Below are 26,086 nucleotides of genomic sequence, written 5' to 3'. Positions count from 1 at the left end.
TCGCAGGTGAGCCGGGCCTTCGGCTCAGAAGGCCTCGCACACCCGCAGCACTTCGGACCCGTAGGCCTCCAGCTTCTTGGTGCCGATGCCGCTGATGCCTTGCAGGTCTTCGAGCGTCGCCGGCGCGCGCTCGGCAATGGCGGCCAGCGTGGCGTCGTGGAAGATCACGTAGGCCGGCAGGTTGTGCTCCTTGGCCACCTCGGCGCGCCAGGCCTTCAGCGCCTCGAAGCGCTTCTTGCCGGTGTCGTCCAGCGAGGCGGCGGCCGGCGACGGCGCGCCCTTGGCCACCTTCTCGCGCCGGGGCTTGCGCTCCGCTGGCGACGAGACCGACTCGCGCAGCGACACCACGGCCTCGCCCTTGAGCACCGCGCGCGAGCCCTCGGTGAGCTTCAGCGTGTTGAACGCTTCCGCGTCCACCGCCAGCGCGCCGGTGGCGATCAGCTGGCGCAGCACGCCGCGCAGCGCCACCTCGCTGAACTCCGCGCCAATGCCGAAGGTGCTCACGCGCTCGTGGCCGAACTGCTTCACCTTCTCGGTCGACTTGCCGCGCAGGATGTCCATGATGTGCCCCGCGCCGAAGCTGATGCCGCTCAGCTGCTGCACGCGGTAGATGGTGCTCAGCAGCTTGCGCGCGGCATCGGTGCCGTCCCACACCTGCGGCGGGTTCAGGCAGTTGTCGCAGTTGCCGCAGGGCGTGCTCTGCTCGCCGAAGTAGCCCAGCAGCCGCACGCGCCGGCAGTCGCTGGCCTCGGCCAGCGAGAGCAGGGCGTCGAGCTTGCCGCGCATCACCTGCTTGAATTCTTCGCCGGCGGGGCTCTCGTCGATCATGCGGCGCTGGTTCACCACGTCGTTCAGGCCGTAGGCCATCCAGGCGTCGGCGGGGCCGCCGTCGCGGCCGGCGCGGCCGGTTTCCTGGTAGTAGCCTTCGATGTTCTTGGGCATGTCCAGGTGGCCGACAAAGCGCACGTCGGGCTTGTCGATGCCCATGCCGAAGGCGATGGTCGCGACCATCACGATGCCTTCCTCGCGCAGGAAGCGGTCCTGGTGCTTCTGGCGCACCGCGGCGTCCAGGCCCGCGTGGTACGGCAGCGCGTTCACGCCCGCGTCGCGCAGCGTGCTCGCCAGGTCTTCCACCCGCTTGCGCGACTGGCAATACACCACGCCCGCGTCGCCTTCGTGCTCGCGCTCGATGAAGCGCAGCAGCTGCGTGGTGGCGTCTTTCTTCTCGACGATGGTGTAGCGGATGTTCGGCCGGTCGAAGCTGGAGACGAACTGGCGCGCCTCCTCGAGCTGCAGCCGCTCGACGATGTCGGCCCGCGTGAGCGCGTCGGCCGTGGCCGTGAGCGCGATGCGCGGCACGCCCGCGTAGCGCTCGTGCAGCACCGTGAGCGCGCGGTACTCAGGACGAAAGTCGTGGCCCCACTGGCTCACGCAATGCGCCTCGTCGATGGCGAAGAGCGAGAGCTTGCCGCGCTCCTTCAGCGAATCGAGCTGCGACAGAAAGCGCGGTGTGTTCACGCGCTCGGGCGCCGCGTACAGCAGCGTGATCTCGCCGCGCAGCATGCGGCGCTCCACGTCCTGCGTCTGTTCCCAGTCGAGCGTGGAATTGAGAAAGGCCGCGTTCACGCCGGCTTCGTGCAGCGCGCCCACCTGGTCGTGCATCAGCGCGATCAGCGGCGACACCACGATCGACACGCCGCGCCCCGCGCGCTGCCGCGCGATGGCCGGGATCTGGTAGCACAGCGACTTGCCGCCGCCCGTGGGCATCAGCACCAGCGCGTCGCCGCCGCCCACCACGTGGTCGACGATGTCCTGCTGGGCCCCGCGGAACTGCGAATAGCCGAAGACCTCGTGGAGGATGTCGGCGGGAGCGCTGCTGCCGGAGGCGTCGATGGGGCGGGGAGCGAGAGAGGACACAGGCAACGTGGGGAAGGCCAGGAGGCCGAATGGCGAAAGGGCGGTGAAGGCGGGGGCCGCCGATTGTCCCCCAGCAGCACGGAAATGACTGTGGCACGAGGTTTGCAATAGTCACTCCCGTCCCGCAGCCTTTCTTGTCTAGACAGCAAACCGGTGCATTTCCCTCAGCGATGCACCAAAAAAGACCTTTCGGGTTATCCTGTATATACAAGTTGGGGCGCTTGGCAACAATGCGAGGCGCGTGCAGCCCGGCCCCGGGCGCATCGCCGAGCCATCTCTCAAGAAACGGAACCAGGAGTACCCATGGTCAAGACGACGGTAGTTGTGAAAGTCGCTTCGCTGCTGGCAGCAGGTGCATGTGCAGCGGGCATGGCCCAAACGGCCGCCGCCCAGGAAACGAAGATTGCGCTCGGCATGTCCGGCTGGACCGGCTTCGCGCCGCTCTCGCTGGCCGACAAGGCCGGCATCTTCAAGAAGAACGGGCTCGACGTCGAACTCAAGATGATCCCGCAGAAGGACCGCCACCTGGCGCTGGCCTCCGGCGCCATCCAGTGCGCGGCCACCACGGTGGAAACGCACGTGGCCTGGAACGCCAACGGCGTGCCCATCGTGCAGATCTTCCAGATGGACAAGTCCTACGGCGCCGACGGCCTCGCGGTGCGCGGCGACGTGGCCAAGTTCTCCGACCTCAAGGGCAAGACCATCGGCGTGGACGCGCCCGGCACCGCCCCCTATTTCGGGCTGGCCTGGATGCTCAGCAAGAACGGCATGACGCTGAAGGACGTGAAGACCACCACGCTGTCGCCGCAGGCCTCGGCCCAGGCCTTCGTGGCCGGCCAGAACGACGCCGCCATGACCTACGAGCCGTACCTGTCGACCGTGCGCGCCAACCCCGCGGCCGGCAAGATCCTGGCCACCACGCTCGACTACCCCATGGTGATGGACACCGTCGGCTGCGCGCCCACCTGGCTCAAGGCCAATGCCAAGGCCGCCGCCGCGCTCACCAAGTCGTACTTCGACGCGCTCGACATGATCAAGGCCGAGCCCGAGAAGTCGAACGAGCTCATGGGCTCCGCCGTGAAGCAGAGCGGCGAGCAGTTCGCCAAGTCGTCGGCCTTCCTGCGCTGGCAGGACAAGGCGGCCAACCAGAAGTTCTTCTCGGGCGAGCTCACCAGCTTCATGAAGGAGGCCACGCCCATCCTTCTGGAAGCCGGCGTGATCCGCAAGGCACCCGAGGACCTTTCGGTGACCTTCGACGCGAGCTTCGTCAAGTAAGGCCATGGCAGAGATGACGCAGGCATCGAACGCGGTGCGCGCGGTGGCGGTAGCGCCGGCACAGGCTGCGCCATTGGCGCAGCCCGTGCGCCGGCGCGGCCTGGCGCCGCTGGAGCCCATCGGCACGCGTGCGCGCGTGCTGCTGGGGCTCGCGTTCTTCGTGGTCTTCGTGCTGGTGTGGGCAGCCGCCACGCTCGGCGGCTTCGTGCCGCCGACCTTCCTCGCGAGCCCGCCGACCATGGTGAAGGAGGGCTGGCTGCTCTTCACCGAGTACGGCTTCCTGGGCGACATCGGCATGACCGTGTGGCGCGTGTTCGGCGGCTTCCTGCTGGCGGCCGTGTTCGCGGTGCCGCTGGGCATCGCCATGGGCACGTGGAAGACGGTGGAGGCCTTCTTCGAGCCCTTCGTCTCGTTCTGCCGCTACCTGCCGGCCTCGGCCTTCATTCCGCTGCTCATCCTGTGGGCGGGCCTGGGCGAGATGCAGAAGCTGCTGGTGATCTTCATCGGCTCGTTCTTCCAGATCGTGCTGATGGTGGCCGTCACCGTGGGCGGCGCGCGCCGCGACCTGGTCGAGGCCGCCTACACGCTGGGCGCCAACAGCCGCGGCATCGTGGCGCGGGTGCTCATTCCGGGCGCGGCGCCGGGCATCGCCGAAACGCTGCGTCTGGTGCTGGGCTGGGCCTGGACCTATGTGATCGTGGCCGAGCTCATCGGCTCGTCCTCGGGCATCGGCCACATGATCACCGACAGCCAGGCGCTGCTGAACACCGGGCAGATCATCTTCGGCATCATCGTGATCGGTGTCATCGGCCTTTTGTCCGACTTCGCTTTCAAGGCGCTCAACCGCCGCCTCTTTGCATGGGCCGCACTTTGATGACGACGCAGAACCAGCTTTCCATCCAGGGCGTCTCGCGCGTGTTCACCGGCGCCAAGGGCCAGCGCACGCAGGCGCTGCAGCCCATCGACTTCGAGGTGAAGGAGAACGACTTCGTCACCATCCTCGGCCCCTCGGGCTGCGGCAAGTCGACGCTGTTGCGCATCGTGGCGGGGCTCGACTTTCCGACCACCGGCCAGGTGCTGCTCGACGGCCAGCGCATCGAGGGCCCCGGCGCCGACCGCGGCGTGGTGTTCCAGAGCTACACGCTGTTCCCGTGGCTCACGGTGGCGCAAAACATCCGCTTCGGCCTGCGCGAGCGCGGCATGAGCGAGGCCGACCAGAAGGCCCGCAGCGAGTTCTTCATCGCCAAGGTGGGCCTGCGCGGCTTCGAGAACCACTTTCCCAAGCAGCTTTCGGGCGGCATGCAGCAGCGCACGGCCATCGCCCGCGCGCTGGCCAACGACCCCAAGATGCTGCTGCTCGACGAGCCCTTCGGCGCGCTCGACAACCAGACCCGCGTGCTGATGCAGGAGCTGCTGCTGGGCATCTGGGAGTCGGCCCAGAAAACGGTGCTGTTCGTCACGCACGACATCGACGAGGCCATCTTCATGGCCAACCGCGTGGCGGTGTTCAGCGCGCGGCCGGGCCGCATCAAGACCGAGATCGCGGTCGACTTTCCGCACCCGCGCAGCTACACCATCAAGACCTCGCCCGAGTTCATGGACATCAAGGCGCGGCTCACGGAAGAGATCCGCGCCGAGTCGATGGCGGCGGCGGAGCACTGAAAGCACGATGAAACGCGACCTGCCCACCCTGGCCCTCTACGCGCAAGTCAAGGACCACATCTCCCGCAAGATCCAGGACGGCACCTGGCCGCCCGGGCACCGCCTGCCGTCGGAGCACGAGCTGGTGGCCCAGTTCGGCATGGCGCGCATGACGGTGAACCGCGCGTTGCGCGAGCTGGTGGAGCAGGGCCGCATCGTGCGCGTGGCCGGCGTGGGCAGCTTCGTGGCCGAGAACAAGCCGCAGTCCACGCTGCTGCAGATCGCCAACATCGCCAGCGAAATCCGCCAGCGCGGGCACGACTACCGCTGCGACATGATCGAAGTGGAGCGCATCGCCGCCTCGCCCGACGTGGCCGCCTGGCTCGACCTGCGCGCCGGCGCCTCGGTGTTCCACAGCGTGTGCCTGCACCTGGAAAACGGCACGCCCGTGCAGCTCGAAGAGCGCTACGTCAACCCGCAGGTGGTGCCCGACTACCTCGAGCAAGACTTCGTCGCCATGCCGCCCAGCGAGTACCTGGTGCGCAACGTGCCCTTCGACCAGATCGAGCACGTGGTCGACGCCGTGCTGCCCACCGCCGAGCAGGCCGAGCGCCTCGCCATGGAACCCACCGCCCCCTGCCTGCTGCTCACGCGCCGCACCTGGAGCCGCAACACGCCCGTCACCTGGGTGCGCTGCCTGCACCCGGCCTCGCGCTACAGCCTGGGCAGCCGTTTCAAAGCCGACGGCAACCCGACCTTCGGTTGATTTCTTGTCCACGAAGACGCATTGTTTTCTCTCGCCCCTACTTGTATAGACAGGTTCACATGCCAAGCACACACACCACCTCTCCAGAAGCCTCCCGCACCCTCACGCTGACGCCCGGCCACGTCGACCTGGCGATGCTGCGCCGCATCCAGGCCGGCGGCGTGCAGCTGTCGCTCGACCCTTCGGTGCGCGACGGCATGCTGCGCGCCGAAGCCGCCGTGCGCCACATCGTGGAGAACGACCAGGTCGTCTACGGCATCAATACCGGCTTCGGCAAGCTCGCGAGCACGCGCATCGGCAACGACCACCTGGCCGAGCTGCAGCGCAACCTCGTGCTGTCGCACAGCGTGGGCACGGGCGAGCCGCTGGCCGCGCCGGTGGTGCGCATGGTGCTCGCCACCAAGGCCGTGAGCCTGGCGCGCGGCCATTCGGGCGTGCGGCCCGCGCTGGTCGATGCGCTGCTGGCGCTGTTCAACGCGGGCGTGGTGCCCAGCATTCCGTGCAAGGGCTCGGTGGGCGCCTCGGGCGACCTGGCACCGCTCGCGCACATGGCCTGCGTGCTGATCGGCGAGGGCGAAGCCACGCTGGCCGACGGCGCGGTGGTCGGCGGTGCCGAAGCGATGCGCAGCATCGGCCTCGAGCCCTTCGTGCTCGGCCCCAAGGAAGGGCTGGCGCTGCTCAACGGCACGCAGGTATCGACCGCGCTCGCGCTGCACGGCCTGTTCGGCGCGGAGGACGTGTTCGCTTCTTCGCTGATGTCGGGCGCGCTGTCGCTCGAAGCCATCCAGGGCTCGATCAAGCCCTTCGACGCACGCATCCACGCCGCGCGCGGACAGCTCGGGCAAATCGCCGTGGCGGGTGCCGTGCGCACGCTGCTCGACGGCAGCGACATCGTGCCTTCGCACGCCGACTGCGGCCGCGTGCAAGACCCGTACTCGGTGCGCTGCATTCCGCAGGTGATGGGCGCCTGCCTCGACAACCTCGCGCATGCCGCGCGGGTGCTGGTCATCGAGGCCAATGCCGCTTCGGACAACCCGCTGGTGTTCGTCGACACCGGCGAGGTGATCTCGGGCGGCAACTTCCACGCCGAGCCTGTCGCCTTCGCGGCCGACATCATCGCGCTGGCCATCAGCGAGGTGGGCGCCATCGCCGAGCGGCGCATCGCGCTGCTGCTGGACACGGGCCTGTCGGGCCTGCCGCCGTTCCTGGTGCGCGACGGCGGGCTGAACTCCGGCTTCATGATCGCGCAGGTCACGGCGGCCGCGCTCGCGTCGGAGAACAAGTCGCTCGCGCACCCCGCCAGCGTCGACAGCCTGCCCACGTCGGCCAATCAGGAAGACCATGTGTCGATGGCCACCTTCGCGGGCCGCCGCCTGGGCGACATGGTCAACAACACCGCGGTGGTGGTCGGCATCGAGGCGATGGCCGCCGCCCAGGGCATCGAGCTGAAACGCGGGCTCAAGAGCTCGCCGCTGGTCGAGGCCGAGTTCGCCAACATCCGCCAGAAGGTCGCCTTTCTCGAGCGCGACCGCTACCTCGCGCCCGACATCGAAGCCATGCGCCAGTGGGCACTGAAGGCCGAGCTGCCTGCCGCGCTGCTCGACATCCTGCCCAGCCGCGCCTAAGCAATCCCCCGCTACCGATCCACCGATCACCGATTACCGACAAGGAGAACCCAGCCATGAACGCTCCCGAAAAATTCGCCCTGAACCCCGCCGATGCGGCTGCCGCCACCGATCCGCGCCACGACCCCACGCGCGTGATCCGTGCCCCGCGCGGCAGCGAGCTCAACTGCAAGAGCTGGCTCACCGAGGCCCCGTTCCGCATGCTGCAGAACAACCTCGACGCCGAGGTGGCCGAGCGCCCGCAAGACCTGGTGGTGTACGGCGGCATCGGCCGCGCCGCGCGCAACTGGGCCTGCTACGACCAGATCCTGGCGTCGCTGAAGGAGCTGAACGACGACGAGACGCTGCTCATTCAATCGGGCAAGCCGGTGGGCGTGTTCAAGACGCACGAGAACGCTCCGCGCGTGCTGCTGGCCAACTCCAACCTCGTGCCCAAGTGGGCCAACTGGGAACACTTCAACGAGCTCGACCGCCAGGGCCTGTTCATGTACGGCCAGATGACGGCCGGCAGCTGGATCTACATCGGCAGCCAGGGCATCGTGCAGGGCACCTTCGAGACCTTTGTCGAAGCCGGCCGCCAGCACTACGGCAACAGCCTCGCGGGCAAATGGATCCTGACGGCCGGCCTCGGCGGCATGGGCGGCGCGCAGCCGCTGGCGGCCACGCTGGCGGGCGCGGTGTCGCTCAACATCGAATGCCAGCAGAGCAGCATCGACTTCCGCCTGCGCACGCGCTACGTCGACAAGCAGGCGCGCGACATCGACCACGCCTTCGAGCTCATCAAGCAGCACACCGACGCGAAGGAAGCCGTGTCGATCGCGCTGCTGGGCAACGCGGCGGACATCCTTCCCGAGCTGGTGAAGCGCGCGAAGGCCGGTGGCCACAAGCCTGATCTGGTGACCGACCAGACCTCCGCGCACGACCTCATCAACGGCTACCTGCCCTCGGGCTGGAGCGTTGCGCAATGGCAGGCCGCCATGAAAGACCCGTCGCAGCACGACGCGCTGAAGAAGGCCGCCGCGCAGTCGTGCGCCGTGCACGTGCAGGCCATGCTCGACTTCCAGGCCATGGGCATCCCCACGGTCGACTACGGCAACAACATCCGCCAGGTGGCCTTCGACGAGGGCGTGAAGAACGCCTTCGACTTCCCCGGCTTCGTGCCCGCCTACATCCGCCCGCTGTTCTGCGAGGGCAAGGGCCCGTTCCGCTGGGTGGCGCTGTCGGGCGACCCGGAAGACATCTACAAGACCGACGCCAAGATCAAGGAGCTGTTCCCCGAGAACACGCACACCCACCGCTGGCTCGACATGGCGCGCGAGCGCATCGCCTTCCAGGGCCTGCCGGCGCGCATCTGCTGGCTGGGCCTGGGCGAGCGCCACATCGCGGGCCTGGCCTTCAACGAGATGGTGAAGAACGGCGAGCTGAAGGCGCCCATCGTCATCGGCCGCGACCACCTGGACACCGGCTCCGTGGCCAGCCCCAACCGCGAGACCGAAGCCATGAAGGACGGCACCGATGCCGTGAGCGACTGGCCGCTGCTGAACGCGCTGCTCAACACCGCGGGCGGTGCCACCTGGGTCAGCCTGCACCACGGCGGCGGCGTGGGCATGGGCTATTCGCAGCACTCGGGCGTGGTGATCGTGTGCGACGGCACCGACGCGGCGGCCAAGCGCATCGAGCGCGTGCTGTGGAACGACCCGGCCACCGGCGTCATGCGCCATGCCGACGCGGGCTACGACATCGCGGTGGCCACGGCCAAGGCCAAGGGCCTGAAGCTGCCGATGGTGAAGTGACGGCACCGGCAGCCGAGAAGCTGAGACGCTAAGACGCTAAGACGCTAAGAAGAAGGTAGAAAGAAAAACCGGGCCCATTCCCACTCGCTGGGAATAGGGGCTTGGAAGTGAGAACGGCGAGCAAGATACTGCACGCCGGTTCCACTCCCGACCCGAGATTGCCCGCCATGACCCTCCCGACCGACACGCCCGCCAACGACCGCGCGCTCTTCGTGCTGTCGGTGCTGGCGCAGAGCAAGTCGGCCATGACGGCGGCCGAGCTGGTGCAGGCCACCGGCCTGTCGCAGAGCACGCTGTACCGCCAGGTCGCCACGCTGCGGCGCTGGGGCTTCGTGATGGAGTCCGACGGCCGCTATTCGCCGGGCCCGGTGAGCGTGCAGCTGGCCAGCGGCTTCGACGGCAACTCCGACCTCGTGATGGCCGCGCGCGCCGACATGCGCGCGCTGGCGCAGCAGACGCACGAGAGCGTGGCGCTGGTCACGGTGGTGAACGACCGCGTCGTGTGCCTGGAGATGATCGACAGCGAGCAGTCGCTGCGCTGCTCCTTCGACCGCGGCCGCAGCGTGCCCGCGCGCGACGGCGCCAGCGCCAAGTGCCTGCTGGCGCACCTGCCGCTCGACCAGCGCGATGCCCTGCTCGAAGGCCTGGACGAAACGCCCGGGCGCCGTGCCGAGCGCGCCGCCGAACTCGACGCCATCCGCGAAGCCGGCCATGCCGTGACCCACGGCGAGGTCGACGCCGGCGTGTGGGGCGCGAGCGCGCCGGTGCTCGCCAGCGCGCGGCGCCTGCGCGGCGCGATCACGCTCATGGCGCCGCTCACGCGCGTCGAGGGCATGGAAGCTGCATTGCTCCACATGACCGTCGTCACGGCGGCCCGCATCTCCCGCGCCCTGCAGTAGTTGCGCGCTGCTTCTTTCTTCCCTTTCTTTTCATCCCACGAAAGCCCCCTTGCCATGAACACCCGCCGCACCCTTGTCGCCGCCGCTTTTTCCAGCCTTGCCTTCGCCGGCCTCTTCGGGCTCGCCGCCGGCGCCCACGCCCAGGGCGAGCCGCTGCGCGTGGCCACCGACGCCACTTTCCCGCCCATGGAGTTCGTGGAGAACGGCAAGCGCACCGGCTTCGACGTGGAGCTGGTGGAAGCCATCGGCAAGACACTGGGCCGCAAGGTCGAGTGGATCGACATCGACTTCAAGGGCCTGGTGCCGGGCCTGATCTCGAAGCGCTTCGACATGGCCGTGTCGGGCATCTACATCACCGACGAGCGCAAGAAGGTCGTCGACTTCACCGTGCCGTACTACGCGGGCGGCCTGGTCGTGATGGTGAAAGAGGGCAACACCGCCATCAAGACGCCGGCCGACATCAACGGCAAGAAGGTCAGCGTGCAGGTGGGCACCAAGTCGGTGTCGTACACCAAGGAAAAGTACCCGCAGGTGCAGCTGATGGAAGTCGAGAAGAACCAGGAGATGTTCAACCTGGTGGACATCGGCCGCGCCGACGCCGCCGTCACCGGCAAGCCCGCCGCCTACCAGTACGTGCGCACGCGCGGCGGCCTGAAGGTGCTGCCCGAGCAGATCACCACCGAGGAATACGGCATGGCCATCCGCAAGGAAACGCCCGAGCTGACCAAGGCCGTGAACGGCGCCATCGACAAGCTGAAGGCCGACGGCACCTACGACCAGATCGTGAAGAAGTGGTTCAGCGCCAGCACCAAGTAAGAAAAGCGCGGCACCGGTATGGATCTCGATTTCTCGCCCGTCTGGCAGGGCTGGCCCGACCTGCTGCGCGGCGCGCTCGTCACGGTGGAAATCACCGCCTGCGCGCTCGCCCTCGGCTGCGTGCTGGGCCTGCTGGTCGGCATCGGCCGGCTGAACCCGAAGCGGCGCTGGATCTACGGCGTGTGCACCGCGTACGTGGCGGCCATTCGCGGCACGCCGCTGCTGGTGCAGCTGTTCATCCTGTTCTTCGGGCTGCCGCACTTCGGCATCCTGCTGCCCGCGTTCCTGTGCGGCGTGCTGGGGCTGGGCGTGTACTCGGGCGCGTACGTGTCGGAGATCGTGCGCGGCGCGATCCAGTCGATCGACAAGGGGCAGACCATGGCCGCGCAGTCGCTGGGCATGACGCCCGGCACCGCGATGCGCCAGATCGTGCTGCCGCAGGCGGTGGTGCGCATGATTCCGCCGCTGGGCAACGAGTTCATCGCGCTCATCAAGAACTCGGCGCTGGTGTCGCTGCTGACCATTCACGACGTGATGCACGAGGGGCAGAAGATCATCAGCGTGTCTTACCGGTCGCTGGAGGTGTACCTGGCGATCGCCGTCGTGTACTTCGTGCTGACGGGCACGATGACGCTGGTGCTCAGGCACTTCGAGCAGAAGCTGCGCCAGGGCGGGTTGATGCGATGAACAGCGCACAGCGTTTCTCACGCGCCACCCTGCCTGTCACGCCCTGGAAAAACGGCGGCGGCACCACGCAGGAAATCATTAGCTGGCCGCAAGGCGCGGCGCTCGACAGCTTCGGCTGGCGCGTCAGCATCGCCACCATCGCGGCGCCCGGCCCGTTCTCGGTGTTCGCGGGCATCGACCGCGTGATCACGCTGCTCGAAGGCGACGGGGTGCGGCTCTTCACGCACGACGCGCGCATCGACCACGCGCTCGACGTGCCGCTGCAGCCCTTCGCCTTCAGCGGCGACGAGGCCATCGACTGCACGATGCGCGGCGGCCTGACCACCGACTTCAACGTGATGACGCGGCGCGGCCAGTGGCGTGCGGACGTGAAGGTGCTCGACGGCGCATCGGCCATCGAGCCCGCACCGCACGGCGTGCTGCTGGCCCTGCGCGGCGCGTGGCGCCTGAACGACGCGCCATGCCACGAAGGCGAGGGCCTGCACTGGGCCGACGCCGCACAGGCGTGGCAAGCGACGCCCGAAGGCCCCGGCGCGCGATTGATGGCCGTGCGCATCCTGCCGGCCTGACACCCGACAACCACGACGCGAGACACGATGACCTCCGCCAACAACTACCCCTCGGCCGACGGCCTGTGGACCGGCCTGCGGCTGGCATCCGCGCCGCATGAAGAAGCCGCCATCGCGGTCGCCCAGGGCGCGGTCCGCTGGGCCGGCCCGCGCAGCGCGTTGCCCGCCGAGTTCGCCGAGCTCGTGCCGCACGACGGCGGCGGCGCGCTCGCCACGGCGGGCCTGGTCGACTGCCACACGCACCTCGTGTACGGCGGCCAGCGCGCCAACGAATTCGCGATGCGGCTCGCGGGCGCGACCTACGAAGAGGTGGCGAAGGCCGGCGGCGGCATCGTCTCGTCGGTGCGCGCCACGCGCGAGGCCGATGAAGACACGCTGTTCGCGCAGGCCGCGCCACGCCTCGAGCAACTGCTGGCGGACGGCGTGTGCGCCATCGAGATCAAGTCGGGCTACGGCCTGTCGCTGGCGCACGAGCGCAAGCAGCTGCGCGTGGCGCGCCGCCTGGGCGAGGCCTACGGCGTGACGGTGCGCACCACCTTCCTCGGCGCGCATGCGTTGCCGCCCGAATACGCCGACCGGCCGCACGGGTCGGCCGACTACATCGACCTCGTCTGCAACGAGATGCTGCCCGCGCTCACGGCCGAAGGCCTGGTCGACGCGGTCGATGTGTTCTGCGAACGCATCGCCTTTTCGCTGGCCGAAACCGAGCAGGTCTTCCAGGCCGCGAAGGCGCTGGGCTTGCCGGTGAAGCTGCATGCCGAGCAGCTGTCGGACATGGGCGGCGCCGCGCTGGCCGCGCGCTACGGCGCGCTCTCGTGCGACCACATCGAACACCTCTCCGCGGACGGCATCGAGGCCATGCGCCGCGCGGGCACCGTCGCCGTGCTGCTGCCCGGCGCGTACTACACGCTGCGCGACACGCACCTGCCGCCCATCGACGCGCTGCGCGCCGCGGGCGTGCCGATGGCGGTGTCCACCGACCACAACCCCGGCACCTCGCCCGCGCTGAGCCTGCTGCTGATGGTGAACATGGCGTGCACGCTGTTCCGCCTGACCGTGCCCGAGGCGCTCGACGGCGTCACCGTGCATGCCGCGCGCGCGCTGGGCCTGCAGGCCACGCACGGCGCCATCGCCGCCGGCATGCCCGCCAACTTCGTGCTGTGGAACGTGCGCGAGGCGGCGGAGCTGGCCTACTGGTTCGGCCAGCAGCCGGTGCGTACCGTGGTGCGCCAGGGCCGTATCGCGATCGGAGCCTGACGAATGACGAACACGCTTTTCGCAGCCGATGCGCTGCTGCCCCAGGGCTGGTCGAAGAACGTGCTGCTGGCATGGAACGACGCCGGCCAGCTCACGCAGGTGCAGGCCGATGCCCGGCGCCCCGCCGACACGCCATCGGTCGATGGCCCGCTGATTCCCGGCATGCCCAACCTGCATTCGCACGCCTTCCAGCGCGCCTTCGCCGGGCTGACCGAGCACCGCGCCGAGCAGCACGACAGCTTCTGGAGCTGGCGCACGCTGATGTACCGCTTTGCCGCGCGCCTCGGCCCGCAGCACATGGAAGCCATCGCGACCTGGCTCTACGCCGAGATGCTGGAGGCCGGCTACACCAGCGTGTGCGAGTTCCAGTACGTGCACCACGATGTCGATGGCCGGCCCTACGCCGACGACGCCACCTTGAGCCTGGCGCTGCTGCGCGCCGCGCAAAAGACCGGCATCGGCTTCACGCTGCTGCCCGTGCTCTACCAGACCGGCGGCTTCGGCGACATGCCGCCCACCGACGGGCAGCGCCGCTTCATCCGCTCGACCGAGTCGATGCTGCGCCTGCTCGAGGCGCTCAAGCCCGTGTGCGACGCGCAGGGCGCTCGCCTGGGCCTGGCGCCGCATTCGCTGCGCGCCGTGCCGCCCGAAGGCCTGCGCGACGCCATCGCGGGGCTGGACGCCATCGACCGCACAGCGCCCATCCACATCCACATCGCCGAGCAGACCAAGGAGGTGGACGACTGCGTGGCCTGGAGCGGCCTGCGCCCGGTGGAGTGGCTGCTCGACCATGCGCCGGTCGATGCGCGCTGGTGCCTGGTGCATGCCACGCACATGAACGACGCCGAGTACGAATACGCCGCGCAGAGCGGCGCGGTGGCCGGCCTGTGCCCGACGACCGAGGCCAACCTGGGCGACGGCATTTTCGACTTCGCGAAATGGCGCGACCACGGCGGCGCATGGGGCGTGGGCTCGGACAGCCACGCCAGCGTGAACGCGGCCGAAGAGCTGTTGATGCTCGAGTACAGCCAGCGCCTGGCCAGGCGCCAGCGCAACGTGGGCGCGACGGCGGCGCAGCCGCATGTCGCCACGGCGTTCACGCTCGACGCGGTGCGCGGCGGCGCGCAGGCGTCGGGCCGCGGCGTGGGCGGGCTGGCCGCGGGCCAGCAGGCCGACTTCGTGCTGCTCGACGCAGCGCACCTGGCGCTGCAGGGCCTGTCGGCGCCCGATATGCTGTCGGCCCACGTCTTCGCGAGCCACCGCACCTCGGCCATCGACACCGTGTGGGTGGCCGGCCGCCCGCGCGTCTCGGCCGGCCGACATGCGCTGCACGGCGACGCCGCGGCGGCCTTCGTGGCCGCGCGCACCCAACTACTCAAGGATTGACAGACCCATGGCCACCTCGGCTTTCACCACCACCGAACCGGCGTTCCGCTTCCGCCAGGGCACGCGGCCGCTGCTGATTTCGATGCCGCACGTGGGCACGCACGTGCCGCCCGCGCTGGCCGCGCGCTTCACCGACGAGGCGCGCCACGTGCCCGACACCGACTGGCACCTGGAACAGCTCTACGACTTCGCCGATGCGCTGGGCGCCTCGGTGCTGGTGGCCACGCACTCGCGCTACGTGGTCGACCTGAACCGCCCGCCGGACGGCGCCAGCCTGTACCCGGGCCAGAGCGTGACCGGCCTGTGCCCGGTCGACACCTTCGACGACACGCCCGTGTATGCGAACCCCGCCGACGTGCCGGGCGACGACGAAATCGCGCAGCGCCGCGACGCCGTCTGGCAGCCGTACCACGCCAAGCTGGCCGAAGAGCTCGCGCGCATCCGCACGCAGCATGGCGTGGCCGCGCTGTGGGACGCGCACTCCATCCGCTCGGTGCTGCCGCGCTTCTTCGAGGGCAAGCTGCCCGACCTGAACCTGGGCACCGGCAACGGCACCAGCTGCGACCCGGCGCTGGCCGAGACGCTGCTGCGCATCGCCAGCTCGGCCAAGGGCTACACCGGCGTGCTCAACGGCCGCTTCAAGGGCGGCCATATCACGCGCCAGTACGGCAACCCGGCCGGCGGCGTGCACGCGGTGCAGCTGGAGATGACGCAGTCGAGCTACATGCAGGAGCAGCTGCCGTTCGACTACCTGCCCCAGGTGGCGGCGGGCGTGAAGCCGTATGTGCGCGACATGCTGGAAGCGGTGCTGGCGTTCGCCGAGGCGCGCTCGGCGCGCTGAGTCGAGAACGCGCGCGCGGCACGCTGAGTCGACGACGCGCGTGCGGCGCGCTGAGTCGACAACGCGCGCGCGGCGCGCTGGCCTCAGCTGCTTTCCAGGCTCACAAAGGTCCTGGAGAAATCGCCGAGCGCCAGGTCCTTCATGTGGATGCTGAAGCAGAGCGTGCCCGCGTCCCAGAAGCAGAAGCCGGGCCGGTTGTCCGACGCGAGCATCAGCAGGTTGACCCATTCGCCGGGCAGCCCGCCGCGCTCGGCCGACGCCTGCTCCTCGGGCGATTCGTGCTGCGTGAACACGTGCGCGTTGACGAGGTGGCAGTCGTCTCGCCTGCCGCTTTCCACACGCTCCGCGCTCTTTCCTGACAGCTCTTCCTGCAGCGCCCCGTAGGCCTTCTGCAGCTTGTCGTTGTCCTCGATGTTCAACAGCACCGCGTCGCGGCCGATCAACCGGTCGCGTGCGTTGTAGAGGCTGGGCACCGACACGGTCGCGGTGGCGACCGCCTTGAAGCCAGGGAACACGTCGCCGTTCTCGAACGTGGCGTCGTCGGGGTACACGTAGGTCCGCAGCGACGAGGCGGGAGCGGTCGAGTGGATCACGCGGTGCTTCTGCAGCTCCTCCTGGTCCTCGCCGAAAAAATAGAGCATGCCGTCGCGCGGCAGCCAGGGCTGCAACTCGGCGATGTCGGCCAGGCGCAGCTGCGCATAGAAGCGCCAGTGCGTGCCGTCTTCCGCGCGGGGAAACTCGATGTCGGGCGGCAGGTCGGGCGCGCCGCCGAAACGCGTGTTGCCCTTGTGCGCATGGTCTTCCGGCTCGGTCGTGCGGTAGCACACGGCGTTGCGGGCCAGGCGCAGCAGCGCGGGCAGGTAGCGCTTGAGCTTGTGCCGGGCGCAGGCGGCTTCCAGCAGGGCCGCGTGCTCCGCGCTGTCGCGCGCCAGGAAGCTTTCTGGCGCCAGCGCCACGTCGATGTCGGGCCGATAGCGGATGTCCAGGTACAGCGCCTTGAGCTTGTTCTCGAGCGTGACCTTCCTGATTTTCTTCAGCGACGCCGGCAGCGAGACGAAGGGGTTCTTCTCGACGTTCAACAGCGTCAGCGCCGGCAGGTGGCCGACGCAGTCGGGCAAGGTGGCGAGCGCGTTGCCTGGCAGCACCAGCCGCTGCAGCCGCGTGAGGCGGCCGATGCTGTCGGGCAGGTCGCGCAGCTTGCCGTACTGCAGGAACAGCGCCTCGAGCTGCCCGAGCGCACCGAAGTTCTCGGGCAGGTGCTCGATGGCCGAGCCGCGCACGAACAGCTCTTTCAACGACGACAGCGAACAGAACGCATCGGGCAAGGCGGTGAAAGTCGCGTGCGCCGGCGACATGAATTGCAGCGACAGGAACTCGAGGTTCTCGAACTGCAGGATCTCGGGCGGAAAGGTGTCGATCTTCGGCGTGTCGCCTTGCCACGGTTGCTGGATCAGCAGCCGACGCACGCGTTCGGGCGGCACCTCGGCGGCTTCGGCAAGGCTCATGTAGGTGTGCGGTTGCAAGCTCACTTCGCCGGGCGTGAAAGCCTTGCGGATGTGGATGGGAACGCGCTTGCCGTCGTCGTAGCGCGATCGCATGTCGCCCCGCAGCTCGATGCAAGAAGGCGTCAGCGTCACCGTGCCGTGGAAGCTGTCGAGCGCAAAGCCGCGCTCGTACAGGTGAAAGTCGAAGGTGGCCGGCTGGTGCTGCGGCATCTGCACCGTGCGCAGCGCTTCGCCGGTCTTGTCGTGGAAGAAGAACGCGCCGTAGGTGCCGAACTGCGGCGCGACCAGGCCCGGTGAAGGGTTGTCCACGTCGTCGGGCTGGAAGGCGGGTGCGTGCAGCGCCGCGTCGAACGCCACGGGGGCCGTGTGCAGCTCGAACTGCATGCCGCCGTCGACGAAGCTGGCCGAGGTTTGCGCGGTGAACGCGAAGTGCGCGTCGCCGACCTGGAAGATGTCTTCTTGCATGGAGATGAAGATGGAAAGCGCCGGGTGCCTGCGCCCGACCTTGCCAGACCGGCAAGGCATGGGCAAGACCAAGGCCGGGGGCCCGGCCCCAAGTCCCGGGGCGGAACGGGGCGATGGGCTCGTTTCTACAATCGGAGGCTATGAAGCCCATCGTCTACACCCGCGGCCAGGCCTTGCCCGGCATCCTCGCAAAGCGCATCGCCATCCTCGACGGCGCCATGGGCACGATGATCCAGCGCTTCAAGCTCACCGAAGAACAGTACCGCGGCGAGCGCTTCAAGGACTTCGAGCGCGACGTGAAGGGCAACAACGAGCTGCTCTCGCTCACGCGGCCCGACGTGATCCGCGACATCCACGAGGGCTATCTCGCGGCCGGTGCCGACCTCATCGAGACCAACACCTTCGGCGCCACCACCATCGCGCAGGAGGACTACAAGATGGCCCACCTGGCGCGCGAGATGAACCTCGAATCCGCCAAGCTGGCGCGCGCGGCCTGCGACAAGTTCAGCACGCCCGACAAGCCGCGCTTCGTGGCCGGCGCCCTGGGCCCGACGCCCAAGACGGCGAGCATCAGCCCCGACGTGAACGACCCCGGCGCGCGCAACGTCGACTTCGAGTCGCTGCGCGCGGCGTACTACGAGCAGACCGAGGCGCTGGTCGAAGGCGGCGCCGACGTGATCCTGGTCGAGACCATCTTCGACACGCTCAACGCCAAGGCCGCGCTGTTCGCGGTGGACGAGTATTTCGACAACAGCGGCCAGCGCCTGCCGCTCATCATCAGCGGCACGGTGACCGACGCCTCGGGCCGCATCCTGAGCGGGCAGACCGTGACCGCCTTCTGGCACAGCGTGCGCCATGCGCAGCCGCTGGCCGTGGGCCTGAACTGCGCGCTGGGCGCGGCGCTGATGCGCCCGTACATCCAGGAGCTGGCGCGCGTGGCGGGCGACACCTTCATCAGTTGCTACCCCAACGCCGGCCTGCCCAACCCGATGAGCGACACCGGCTTCGACGAGACGCCCGACGTCACCTCGCGCCTGCTGCACGAGTTCGCGTCGGCGGGGCTGGTGAACATCGTGGGCGGCTGCTGCGGCACCACGCCGGACCACATCGCGGCCATCGGCCGGGCCGTGGCGCCGGTGGCGGGCCGTGTGCTGGGCGGTGGCAGCAACGGCTTCTACCAGGAAGCGGCGTGAGAAGCCAAAGCCGTGTGAGCGATCTCGCCTCGCCGGCGTCCCGCCACTAAGCGTTTCGGGCTGATTGACGGCTTGTTGCTCCCTGCCTACGCTGGGTGCAAGGAGATCTTTCATGAACCCACTTTCCTGGCGCTGGACCGGCGCCGGCGCGCTGGCATTGGCCCTGGCCGTGCCGCTGGCGGCCACGGCACAACAGGCCTTCACCCGCGGCACGGTCAACATGCGCGCCGGCCCCTCGGGCGACTACCCGCTGGTGACGCAGCTGGCGCCGGGCCAGCCGCTGGACGTGGTCGGCTGCACCAACGGCTACGGCTGGTGCGACGTGGTGCTGCCCGACGGCGAGCGCGGCTGGGTCTGGTCGCGCAACCTCGACTACGCCTACCAGGACCAGCGCGTGCCGCTGGCCACGTACGGCGCCCTGATCGGCGTGCCGATCGTCGGCTTTGCCATCGGCAGCTACTGGGCCGACTACTACCGCGACCGGCCCTGGTACGGCGACCGCCGCTGGTGGGGCAACCGGCCGCCGCCCCCGGTGACGGGCTGGCGCCCGCCGCCGCCGGTGCGCCCCGGCTGGCAGCCGCATCCGTGGCGGCCGGGGCCGGGGCCGGGGCCGGGTTATAGGCCACCGGGACCCGGGTTCCGCCCCCCGCCCGCGCCGGGCTTTCGTCCGCCGGTCGACCCGGGCTTCCGGCCGCCGCGGCCCCAGCCGGGGTTCCGCCCCGGGCCGCCGCCGGGCATGCCGCATCCGCACCCGGGTGGCGGGGGTCATGGCGGTGGGCGCCCGCACGGTGGCGGGCCGGGCGGGGGTGGGCATGGCGGTGGCCACGGCGGCGGAGGACACGGCGGCGGCTATGGCCGCTGACACCGGCGCGGCCACCGGCGGCTAGAGCGCGCCGGTCTTCACGCCGCCTGGCTTCTCGCTGCAGGTGTTCGCCGCCTGCCGGTCGCGCCCGATCAGCGACACGAAGCGCTGCGCGCCCAGCCCCAGCGGCCGCTCGCGCGACCACACCACGTCGACCCACAGATCGAGCCCGTTGCTGAGGTTTTCGAACGGAATCTCGATGAGCGCGCCGGCCGCCACGTGCGGCTTGGCGAAGTTGCGTTGCAGCCAGCCCCAGCCCAGCCCGGCGGTGATCAGGCTCAGCGCGGCCAGCGCGTTGTCGGTGCGCCAGACGTGGCGCGCGAACACGAAGCGCGGGTCGCTGGTGGCCAGGTCGCGCCCGGCCACGACGATCTGGCGGGTGTTGGTCAGGTGGTCTTCGCGCAGCCGGCCGCCGTTGGTGGCGAGCACCGGATGGTCGGGCGCGATGACGGCCACCATCAGGTCGCTGCCCACTTCCTGGAAACCCTCGCGGCCGTCCAGGCTCGGACGCTCGAACACCAGCGCCAGTTGCGCGCGCCCGCTGTGCAGCAGGGCCAGCGCGTCGGCCTGCGGCGCGGCCAGCACCTCGACCTGCAGCAGCGGATGCTCGCGCGCCAGCTCGGCCAGCGGGCCGCTCCAGGGCGCGGCCAGCAGCTCGGGCGCGATGGCGATGGTGAGCCGGTCTTCCAGCCCCTGCGTGAGCGCCAGCGCCTGCACCTGCAGCTGCCTGAGCTGCGAGGCCAGCAGCCGCGCCTGCGGCTCCAGCGAGCGCGCGGCGGGCGTGGGCTGGGGCTCGCGGCCGCTGCGGTCGAACAGGGGCAGGTCGAGCTCGGCCTCCAGGTTGGCAATGGCCATGCTCACGGCCGACGGCACCTTGCGCAGAGCCCGCGCCGCGGCGGAGAACGAGCCCTGGTCGATCACGGCCAGGAAGACCTCGACGTTGTCGCTGGAGAAAGCCATGCGGCCTCCGATCTGTCAATAAAACTGAAACAAGTTAACTTTTTATATCAGCGCATGGCACATAAAGTCCAGTCATCACAGTCAGAAACCGAAGAGAAAAGTCATGCAGGGCATTCAACGTCGCATCGTCTACATCAGCCTTTACGAAGGCATTGCCATCGTCGCGGCCAGCGCCGGGCTGGCGCTCATGACGGACGCCGGCCTCGGCCATTCGGGCGTGCTGGCGGTGGCCGCCTCGGTCATCGCGGTGATCTGGAACCTGGTTTTCAACTGGTTGTTCGAGCGCTGGGAGTCGCGCCAGGCCGTGCGCGGGCGCAGCGTGCGCCGCCGCATTGCCCACGCCATCGGCTTCGAGGGCGGGCTGATCGCCTTCCTGGTGCCCATGTTCGCCTGGGGCCTGGGCGTGTCGCTGTGGCAGGCGCTGGTGATGGACCTGGGGCTGGTGGTGTTCTTCCTGGTCTACACCTTCGTCTTCAACTGGGCCTTCGACCGGGCCTTCGGCCTGCCGGCCTCGGCCACAGGGGAGTGCCAGCCCGCGTAAGCCTGCGCTTACTTAGCTGCCACTGTCCGCCGGCTTGGGCTGGCCGGTGGCGCGCAGGGCCAGGGCGCCGTTCAGGCGCAGCTGCTCGGCCTCGTTGAACAGCGTTTCGCGCAACTGCGTTTTCTCAGCCTCCGAAGCGCCGGCGTAGCGGTCGAGGCGGGCGTTCCATTCGTGGTCTTGCTGGTCGAGCGTCGCCAGGTTGCGCGCCGCCTCGTGGCCATGGGTCTTGCTGCGCTCGGCAAAGCGCTCCTGGGGGCTCGCGCCGCGCGCCTCCAGCGCCTCGGTCTGGCGCATGGCGTCGACATGCGCCACGGCCTCCTTGCGGGCCTCGCGCTGGGCCGGCGACAGCCAGGCCTGCTCGCTGTGCTCGAGCGCGGCGGCACGCTGCTCGGGCGTGAGCGCGGGGTTGGCCAGCGCCTCCATCTTGTCGGCCATGAAGTGGTCCTGGCGCATCTGCTCGCCGAACAGGCCTTCGATTTCCTCGGGCCTGAAGAACTGGCGGCGCAGCGCGTCCTGGGCCTGCAGCGCGCGGCGCAGGTACGCGGGGTCGCCGGGCACCGGCGGCGGCATGGCGCGCATCGCTTCCTGCAGGTCGACATAGCGCTCGAACAGGCCGAGCGCGCGCACGCGCCAGTCTTCGCGCAGGTACTTGGCGAGCAGGGCGGGGGCCCTGGCCATCAGCACGGCCTTGCTGTCGGCCTGGGCTTCGTGGAGGACGCGCTCGAAGATGGCGACAAGCGCGTCGTTCAGCAGCGCGTCGGGAGCGTCGGGGGCCGCCGGCGCGGTGGTCGCTGGAACAGCCGACCGCGCGGTGGACGGCACAGCGCCCGTTGCCGCCGCGGCATCGGCGCGGCCGGCCGCCGGCTCGCCCGCGGTGGGCTCCGCCGCCAGCCAGCCGCCGATGCCGATCAGCACCGCGCAGCCCGCGCCCCAGAACATCAAGCGCGTGCGCGTGTGCATGCGAATGCGCTCAAAGGCCCGCGCTCTTCAGCCGCTCCGCGTGCTCCGTGTAGATCGCGGGCACCTTCTTCTCGCGGTACGGAAAGACGCTGCCGTAGGTGTTGCCGAGCACCTGGTTGATCGCGTCCAGGTGGTTCTGGCGGTAGTCGCCCAGGTGGGTGCCGAGCCGGGTGGTGCAGGTGGCGACCAGCCCGTCGTTGGCCTCGCCGAAGAAGGCGAAGGTGCCCAGCGCCTGGAGCGGAAAGTCGCTCAGGTCGAACAGGTTGAAGCCGGTCGACGCGCCGGCCCACGAGTAGTAGCGCACGCCGTCGACCACCGACGCGCCGCTCTTCACGTCGCACGACGACCCCGCCGGCGGGCGCGCCTGCGGAAACTTGCGGTCGAAGGCCGCGCCGCCCGCGGTGGTGAGCGAGGCCAGGGCGTTCAGCGGAGCCTCGGGGTAGTCGCTCGTGTTCCGGCCCGACAGCACGCCGACCGTGCGGTTCCAGTGGTTGACGACCTTCAGCGCCACGGTCTGGAGAAAGCCGCCCGGGCGCAGCGAGGCCAGCAGGTCGGCCACCTTCGAGCCGCCGTTCGTGCCGCTCACCGAAGTGACCGACGCGACCAGGTCCGGCGCCACGGCCGCCACGTAGCGCGCGGTGGGCGCGCCTTGGGAGTGGCCGATCAGGTTGTACTTCTGCAAGGGGTTCTGCGAGAGCGCGCGCAGCGTGCGCAGCTCTTTCAGCAGCTGCTCGCCGCGCACCTCGGAGGTGTTGGTGCCCGAGAGCTTGGCCACGTAGATCTTGCCGCCCGCCTGGACCAGCGCGCCCCGAATGCCGTAGAAGTAGTCCACGCCCAGCACGTTGTCGAAACCGAGCAGGCCGTGGACCAGCACGATGGGGTATCTGGTCCTGGCTTCGTCGGTGGTGGCGCGGGCCGGCAGCGCGAAGGCCGTCGCTGCGGCCACGGCAGCGAGGCCGCAGCGGAACACGACGGCGCGCGCCGGGCGCACGGGTTTGGCTGCAGGCCGCAGCGATGCATGGTTGTCTCTGGCCATTTTGGCTCTCTCCCTTTGGCGTTGCTCGAAAAACGAACGGTCGTTCGAAAACAACTGGGCGGATTCTGTGGCGCAGCCCCTGGAATGAAACTGGGGTTTCCCCCCGGCACATTTCGAATCGCCCTAAAATGCCCGACTTCCCAAGGAGCGTTGCAGCGGTGGGCCTCGCAGGCCTTCCGTCAGGCTTGGGGCGACAACGACGCTCGCCTGTTCGACTCTTCCGCAGGTGAGGCCATGTCCCAGATTTCCGCTCCGTCTTCAGCTTCAGATTCCGCTCCCGACTCCTCGCTTCCGGGCTCTCCCGCGCCTGGCGTCGCTCCCCCGCCCATGAAACTGTCCGGCCTCGAGCCGGTCGCCATCGGCGCGGACACGCTGTTCGTCAACATCGGCGAGCGCACCAACGTCACCGGCTCCAAGGCCTTCGCGCGGATGATCCTGAACGGCCAGTTCGAAGAGGCCCTGGCCGTCGCGCGCCAGCAGGTGGAAAACGGCGCGCAGGTCATCGACATCAACATGGACGAGGCCATGCTCGACAGCAAGGTCGCCATGGTCCGCTTCCTGAACCTGATTGCCAGCGAGCCCGACATCGCGCGCGTGCCGGTGATGGTCGACAGCTCGAAGTGGGACGTCATCGAGGCCGGGCTGCGCTGCATCCAGGGCAAGGGCATCGTCAACTCCATCTCCATGAAGGAAGGGGTCAACAAGTTCAAGCACGAGGCCAAGCTCGTGAAGCGCTACGGCGCCGCCGCCGTGGTCATGGCCTTCGACGAGAAGGGCCAGGCCGACACCTACGCGCGCAAGATCGAGATCTGCGAGCGCGCCTACCGCATCCTGGTGGACGAGGTGGGCTTTCCGCCCGAGGACATCATCTTCGACCCGAACATCTTCGCCATTGCCACCGGCATCGAGGAGCACGACAACTACGCGGTCGACTTCATCGAGGCCGTGCGCTGGATCAAGGAGAACCTGCCGGGCGCCAAGGTGTCGGGCGGGGTGAGCAACGTGAGCTTCAGCTTTCGCGGCAACGACCCGATGCGTGAAGCGATCCACACCGTGTTCCTGTACCACGCCATCAAGGCGGGCATGGACATGGGCATCGTCAACGCCGGCATGGTCGGCGTGTACGACGACCTCGAGCCCACGCTGCGCGAGCGCGTGGAAGACGTGGTGCTCAACCGTCGCCCCGATGCTGGCGAGCGCCTCGTCGAGATCGCCGAGACCGCCAAGAGCGGCGCCAAGGACGAGAGCAAGCGCCTCGAATGGCGCGGCACGCCCGAGCAGCCGGTGCACGTCAACCAGCGGCTCTCGCACGCCATGGTGCACGGCATCACCGACTTCATCGTGGAAGACACCGAGGAGGCCTACCAGCAGATCCTGGCCAAGGGCGGCCGGCCGCTGCACGTGATCGAAGGCCCGCTCATGGACGGCATGAACATCGTGGGCGACCTGTTCGGCGCCGGCAAGATGTTCCTGCCGCAGGTGGTGAAGTCGGCGCGCGTCATGAAGTCGGCCGTGGCCCACCTGCTGCCCTACATCGAGGAAGAAAAGCTGCGCGACGAGGCCGCGGGGCGCGACGTGCGCACCAAGGGCAAGATCATCATCGCCACGGTGAAGGGCGACGTGCACGACATCGGCAAGAACATCGTCACCGTCGTGCTCCAGTGCAACAACTTCGAGGTGGTGAACATGGGCGTGATGGTGCCGTGCCACGAGATCCTGGCGCGCGCCAAGGTCGAGGGCGCGGACATCGTGGGCCTGTCGGGCCTGATCACGCCCAGCCTCGAAGAGATGCAGTTCGTGGCCGGCGAGATGCAGCGCGACGACCATTTCCGCATCAAGAAGATTCCGCTGATGATCGGCGGCGCCACCACCAGCCGCGTGCACACGGCCGTGAAGATCGCGCCGCACTACGAAGGCCCGGTGGTCTACGTGCCCGACGCCTCGCGCAGCGTGAGCGTGGCGCAGAGCCTGCTGTCCGACCAGGCCTCGGCGTACATCGACGAGATCAACGCCGACTACGACAAGGTGCGCACGCAGCACGCCAACAAGAAGCAGGTGCCGCTGTGGCCGCTGGCCAAGGCGCGCGCCAACAAGACGCCCATCGACTTCGCGAACTACCTGCCGCCGGTGCCCAAGTTCATCGGCCGCCGGGTGTTCAGGAACTTCGACCTGACCGAGCTCGCCAAGTACATCGACTGGGGCCCGTTCTTCCAGACCTGGGACCTGGCCGGGCCGTTCCCCGCCATCCTGAAGGACGAGGTCGTCGGCACCGAGGCCGTGCGCGTGTACGCCGACGGCCAGCGCATGCTCAAGCGACTGATCGAGGGCCGCTGGCTCAGCGCCAGCGGCGTGGTCGGCTTCTGGCCGGCCAACACGGTGAACGACGACGACATCGAGCTGTACACCGACGAAAGCCGCAGCGAAGTGGCGCTCACCTGGTACGGCATGCGCCAGCAGACCGAGAAGCAGGCCATCGAGGGCGTGATGCGCCCGAGCCGCTGCCTGTCGGACTTCGTCGCGCCCAAGGCGAGCGGCGTGAAGGACTATGTGGGCATGTTCGCCGTCACCGCGGGCCTGGGCGTGGAGAAGAAGGAGAAGTACTTCATCGACGACCTGGACGACTACTCGGCCATCATGCTCAAGGCCCTGGCCGACCGGCTGGCCGAGGCCTTCGCCGAGGCGCTGCACCACCGCGTGCGCACCGACCTGTGGGGCTACGCGGCCGACGAGGGCCTGAGCAACGACGACATGATCGCGGAGAAATACCGCGGCATCCGCCCCGCGCCCGGCTACCCCGCCTGCCCCGACCACAGCGTGAAGGGCCCGATGTTCGACCTTCTGGCGTGCGCGGACATTGGCATGACCCTGACGGAAAGCCTCGCTATGATGCCGGCCGCCAGCGTGAGTGGTTTCTACCTGGGTCACCCCGATGCGACGTACTTCAACGTCGGCAAGATCGGGCACGACCAGCTGCAGGACCAGGCCGCCCGGCGCAAGCAAAGCGAAGCCGAGCTCGAGCGCCTGCTGGCGCCGAACCTTTGAACCTGCCGGCCGGCGTGGCCGCCCGGCACCGGGAGTTGTTATTCAGAAGC

General features: G+C 69.0%; 22 protein-coding genes and 1 riboswitch. Of the genes, 17 read left to right on the top strand and 5 right to left on the bottom strand.

Annotated features, from left to right (window positions below):
* Positions 1-24: 24 nt before the first annotated feature.
* Positions 25-1,917, bottom strand: a complete 1,893-nt coding sequence (gene recQ / locus QTI51_RS23415; RefSeq protein WP_116911629.1) for a DNA helicase RecQ — start codon at positions 1,915-1,917, stop codon at positions 25-27.
* Positions 1,918-2,220: 303 nt separating this feature from the next.
* Here recQ and QTI51_RS23410 point away from each other — a divergent pair, with 303 nt between their 5' ends.
* From QTI51_RS23410 to hutG, 13 genes are all read left to right on the top strand, one after another.
* Entirely contained in the window at positions 2,221-3,192 is a 972-nt protein-coding gene (locus QTI51_RS23410; RefSeq protein ID WP_116911628.1) for an ABC transporter substrate-binding protein, read from the top strand.
* A gap of 13 nt (positions 3,193-3,205) precedes the next feature.
* The gene (locus QTI51_RS23405; RefSeq protein WP_207786767.1) at positions 3,206-4,066 is read left to right on the top strand and encodes an ABC transporter permease; all 861 of its coding nucleotides are present in this window, start codon (positions 3,206-3,208) and stop codon (positions 4,064-4,066) included.
* Positions 4,051-4,854, top strand: coding sequence for an ABC transporter ATP-binding protein (locus QTI51_RS23400; protein ID WP_116911627.1), 804 nt, complete (start codon positions 4,051-4,053; stop codon positions 4,852-4,854). The genes QTI51_RS23405 and QTI51_RS23400 overlap by 16 nt, the downstream gene beginning before the upstream one ends.
* Before the next feature lie 7 nt (positions 4,855-4,861).
* Positions 4,862-5,599 (top strand): histidine utilization transcriptional repressor HutC, encoded by a 738-nt coding sequence (gene hutC, locus QTI51_RS23395; RefSeq protein ID WP_116911626.1) that lies wholly within the window; start codon positions 4,862-4,864, stop codon positions 5,597-5,599.
* Positions 5,600-5,658: 59 nt separating this feature from the next.
* Positions 5,659-7,224, top strand: a complete 1,566-nt coding sequence (gene hutH / locus QTI51_RS23390) for a histidine ammonia-lyase (protein WP_116911625.1) — start codon at positions 5,659-5,661, stop codon at positions 7,222-7,224.
* Between the two features lie 56 nt (positions 7,225-7,280).
* The gene (hutU, locus tag QTI51_RS23385) at positions 7,281-9,017 is read left to right on the top strand and encodes a urocanate hydratase (RefSeq protein ID WP_116911624.1); all 1,737 of its coding nucleotides are present in this window, start codon (positions 7,281-7,283) and stop codon (positions 9,015-9,017) included.
* Between the two features lie 167 nt (positions 9,018-9,184).
* The gene (locus tag QTI51_RS23380; protein ID WP_116911623.1) at positions 9,185-9,916 is read left to right on the top strand and encodes an IclR family transcriptional regulator; all 732 of its coding nucleotides are present in this window, start codon (positions 9,185-9,187) and stop codon (positions 9,914-9,916) included.
* 54 nt (positions 9,917-9,970) lie between these two features.
* A complete protein-coding gene (locus QTI51_RS23375) occupies positions 9,971-10,732 on the top strand; it encodes a transporter substrate-binding domain-containing protein (RefSeq protein WP_286516144.1) in 762 nt (253 codons plus the stop codon).
* An 18-nt stretch (positions 10,733-10,750) separates the two neighbouring features.
* Positions 10,751-11,419: an amino acid ABC transporter permease gene (locus tag QTI51_RS23370; RefSeq protein ID WP_116911621.1), complete on the top strand. Its 669-nt coding sequence runs from the start codon at positions 10,751-10,753 to the stop codon at positions 11,417-11,419.
* The gene (locus QTI51_RS23365; RefSeq protein ID WP_116911620.1) at positions 11,416-11,988 is read left to right on the top strand and encodes a HutD/Ves family protein; all 573 of its coding nucleotides are present in this window, start codon (positions 11,416-11,418) and stop codon (positions 11,986-11,988) included. The genes QTI51_RS23370 and QTI51_RS23365 overlap by 4 nt, the downstream gene beginning before the upstream one ends.
* Before the next feature lie 27 nt (positions 11,989-12,015).
* Positions 12,016-13,245: an imidazolonepropionase gene (hutI, locus tag QTI51_RS23360; protein ID WP_116911619.1), complete on the top strand. Its 1,230-nt coding sequence runs from the start codon at positions 12,016-12,018 to the stop codon at positions 13,243-13,245.
* Between the two features lie 3 nt (positions 13,246-13,248).
* Positions 13,249-14,631, top strand: coding sequence for a formimidoylglutamate deiminase (locus QTI51_RS23355; protein ID WP_116911618.1), 1,383 nt, complete (start codon positions 13,249-13,251; stop codon positions 14,629-14,631).
* Between the two features lie 7 nt (positions 14,632-14,638).
* Positions 14,639-15,472: an N-formylglutamate deformylase gene (gene hutG / locus QTI51_RS23350; protein ID WP_116911617.1), complete on the top strand. Its 834-nt coding sequence runs from the start codon at positions 14,639-14,641 to the stop codon at positions 15,470-15,472.
* 83 nt (positions 15,473-15,555) lie between these two features.
* Here hutG and QTI51_RS23345 read toward each other — a convergent pair whose 3' ends face one another.
* On the bottom strand, positions 15,556-17,442 hold the full coding sequence (locus tag QTI51_RS23345; protein ID WP_165840412.1) for a DUF1963 domain-containing protein: 1,887 nt from the start codon (positions 17,440-17,442) through the stop codon (positions 15,556-15,558).
* 140 nt (positions 17,443-17,582) lie between these two features.
* Between QTI51_RS23345 and QTI51_RS23340 the strand changes: the two genes are divergently transcribed.
* Entirely contained in the window at positions 17,583-18,635 is a 1,053-nt protein-coding gene (locus tag QTI51_RS23340) for a homocysteine S-methyltransferase family protein (protein WP_116911615.1), read from the top strand.
* Between the two features lie 112 nt (positions 18,636-18,747).
* The gene (locus tag QTI51_RS23335) at positions 18,748-19,497 is read left to right on the top strand and encodes an SH3 domain-containing protein (protein WP_116911614.1); all 750 of its coding nucleotides are present in this window, start codon (positions 18,748-18,750) and stop codon (positions 19,495-19,497) included.
* Positions 19,498-19,518: 21 nt separating this feature from the next.
* Here QTI51_RS23335 and QTI51_RS23330 read toward each other — a convergent pair whose 3' ends face one another.
* On the bottom strand, positions 19,519-20,457 hold the full coding sequence (locus QTI51_RS23330) for a LysR family transcriptional regulator (protein WP_286516145.1): 939 nt from the start codon (positions 20,455-20,457) through the stop codon (positions 19,519-19,521).
* 103 nt (positions 20,458-20,560) lie between these two features.
* On the opposite strand from QTI51_RS23330, the gene QTI51_RS23325 reads away from it, so the two are divergent.
* The gene (locus QTI51_RS23325; RefSeq protein WP_116911612.1) at positions 20,561-20,998 is read left to right on the top strand and encodes a PACE efflux transporter; all 438 of its coding nucleotides are present in this window, start codon (positions 20,561-20,563) and stop codon (positions 20,996-20,998) included.
* A 12-nt stretch (positions 20,999-21,010) separates the two neighbouring features.
* Here QTI51_RS23325 and QTI51_RS23320 read toward each other — a convergent pair whose 3' ends face one another.
* Together QTI51_RS23320 and QTI51_RS23315 are read right to left on the bottom strand one after the other, a co-directional pair.
* A complete protein-coding gene (locus QTI51_RS23320; protein ID WP_116911611.1) occupies positions 21,011-21,958 on the bottom strand; it encodes a lipase secretion chaperone in 948 nt (315 codons plus the stop codon).
* A gap of 10 nt (positions 21,959-21,968) precedes the next feature.
* Entirely contained in the window at positions 21,969-22,994 is a 1,026-nt protein-coding gene (locus QTI51_RS23315) for an esterase/lipase family protein (protein ID WP_116911610.1), read from the bottom strand.
* A gap of 136 nt (positions 22,995-23,130) precedes the next feature.
* Positions 23,131-23,206, top strand: a riboswitch (S-adenosyl-L-homocysteine riboswitch).
* 115 nt (positions 23,207-23,321) lie between these two features.
* Here QTI51_RS23315 and metH point away from each other — a divergent pair.
* Positions 23,322-26,036 (top strand): methionine synthase, encoded by a 2,715-nt coding sequence (metH, locus tag QTI51_RS23310; RefSeq protein WP_116911609.1) that lies wholly within the window; start codon positions 23,322-23,324, stop codon positions 26,034-26,036.
* The last annotated feature ends 50 nt before the right edge of the window (positions 26,037-26,086 follow it).

Origin of the sequence: Variovorax sp. J22G73 (genome assembly GCF_030317035.1) — a bacterium.
Taxonomy (GTDB): Bacteria; Pseudomonadota; Gammaproteobacteria; order Burkholderiales; family Burkholderiaceae_C; genus Variovorax.
This window is presented reverse-complemented; position numbering and strand designations above follow the sequence as displayed.

What these genes read in the sequence shown, in the direction of transcription:
- QTI51_RS23355 (WP_116911618.1), top strand. Translation starts at nt 13,249, where the DNA reads ATGACGAACACGCTTTTCGCAGCCGATGCGCTGCTGCCCCAGGGCTGG.
- QTI51_RS23365 (WP_116911620.1), top strand. Translation starts at nt 11,416, where the DNA reads ATGAACAGCGCACAGCGTTTCTCACGCGCCACCCTGCCTGTCACGCCC.
- QTI51_RS23400 (WP_116911627.1), top strand. Translation starts at nt 4,051, where the DNA reads ATGGGCCGCACTTTGATGACGACGCAGAACCAGCTTTCCATCCAGGGC.
- QTI51_RS23380 (WP_116911623.1), top strand. Translation starts at nt 9,185, where the DNA reads ATGACCCTCCCGACCGACACGCCCGCCAACGACCGCGCGCTCTTCGTG.
- QTI51_RS23410 (WP_116911628.1), top strand. Translation starts at nt 2,221, where the DNA reads ATGGTCAAGACGACGGTAGTTGTGAAAGTCGCTTCGCTGCTGGCAGCA.
- hutH (WP_116911625.1), top strand. Translation starts at nt 5,659, where the DNA reads ATGCCAAGCACACACACCACCTCTCCAGAAGCCTCCCGCACCCTCACG.
- hutU (WP_116911624.1), top strand. Translation starts at nt 7,281, where the DNA reads ATGAACGCTCCCGAAAAATTCGCCCTGAACCCCGCCGATGCGGCTGCC.
- QTI51_RS23335 (WP_116911614.1), top strand. Translation starts at nt 18,748, where the DNA reads ATGAACCCACTTTCCTGGCGCTGGACCGGCGCCGGCGCGCTGGCATTG.
- QTI51_RS23345 (WP_165840412.1), bottom strand. Translation starts at nt 17,442, where the DNA reads ATGCAAGAAGACATCTTCCAGGTCGGCGACGCGCACTTCGCGTTCACC.
- QTI51_RS23375 (WP_286516144.1), top strand. Translation starts at nt 9,971, where the DNA reads ATGAACACCCGCCGCACCCTTGTCGCCGCCGCTTTTTCCAGCCTTGCC.
- hutC (WP_116911626.1), top strand. Translation starts at nt 4,862, where the DNA reads ATGAAACGCGACCTGCCCACCCTGGCCCTCTACGCGCAAGTCAAGGAC.
- QTI51_RS23320 (WP_116911611.1), bottom strand. Translation starts at nt 21,958, where the DNA reads ATGCACACGCGCACGCGCTTGATGTTCTGGGGCGCGGGCTGCGCGGTG.
- hutI (WP_116911619.1), top strand. Translation starts at nt 12,016, where the DNA reads ATGACCTCCGCCAACAACTACCCCTCGGCCGACGGCCTGTGGACCGGC.
- QTI51_RS23325 (WP_116911612.1), top strand. Translation starts at nt 20,561, where the DNA reads ATGCAGGGCATTCAACGTCGCATCGTCTACATCAGCCTTTACGAAGGC.
- QTI51_RS23330 (WP_286516145.1), bottom strand. Translation starts at nt 20,457, where the DNA reads ATGGCTTTCTCCAGCGACAACGTCGAGGTCTTCCTGGCCGTGATCGAC.
- QTI51_RS23340 (WP_116911615.1), top strand. Translation starts at nt 17,583, where the DNA reads ATGAAGCCCATCGTCTACACCCGCGGCCAGGCCTTGCCCGGCATCCTC.
- QTI51_RS23315 (WP_116911610.1), bottom strand. Translation starts at nt 22,994, where the DNA reads ATGGCCAGAGACAACCATGCATCGCTGCGGCCTGCAGCCAAACCCGTG.
- hutG (WP_116911617.1), top strand. Translation starts at nt 14,639, where the DNA reads ATGGCCACCTCGGCTTTCACCACCACCGAACCGGCGTTCCGCTTCCGC.
- metH (WP_116911609.1), top strand. Translation starts at nt 23,322, where the DNA reads ATGAAACTGTCCGGCCTCGAGCCGGTCGCCATCGGCGCGGACACGCTG.
- QTI51_RS23405 (WP_207786767.1), top strand. Translation starts at nt 3,206, where the DNA reads ATGACGCAGGCATCGAACGCGGTGCGCGCGGTGGCGGTAGCGCCGGCA.
- QTI51_RS23370 (WP_116911621.1), top strand. Translation starts at nt 10,751, where the DNA reads ATGGATCTCGATTTCTCGCCCGTCTGGCAGGGCTGGCCCGACCTGCTG.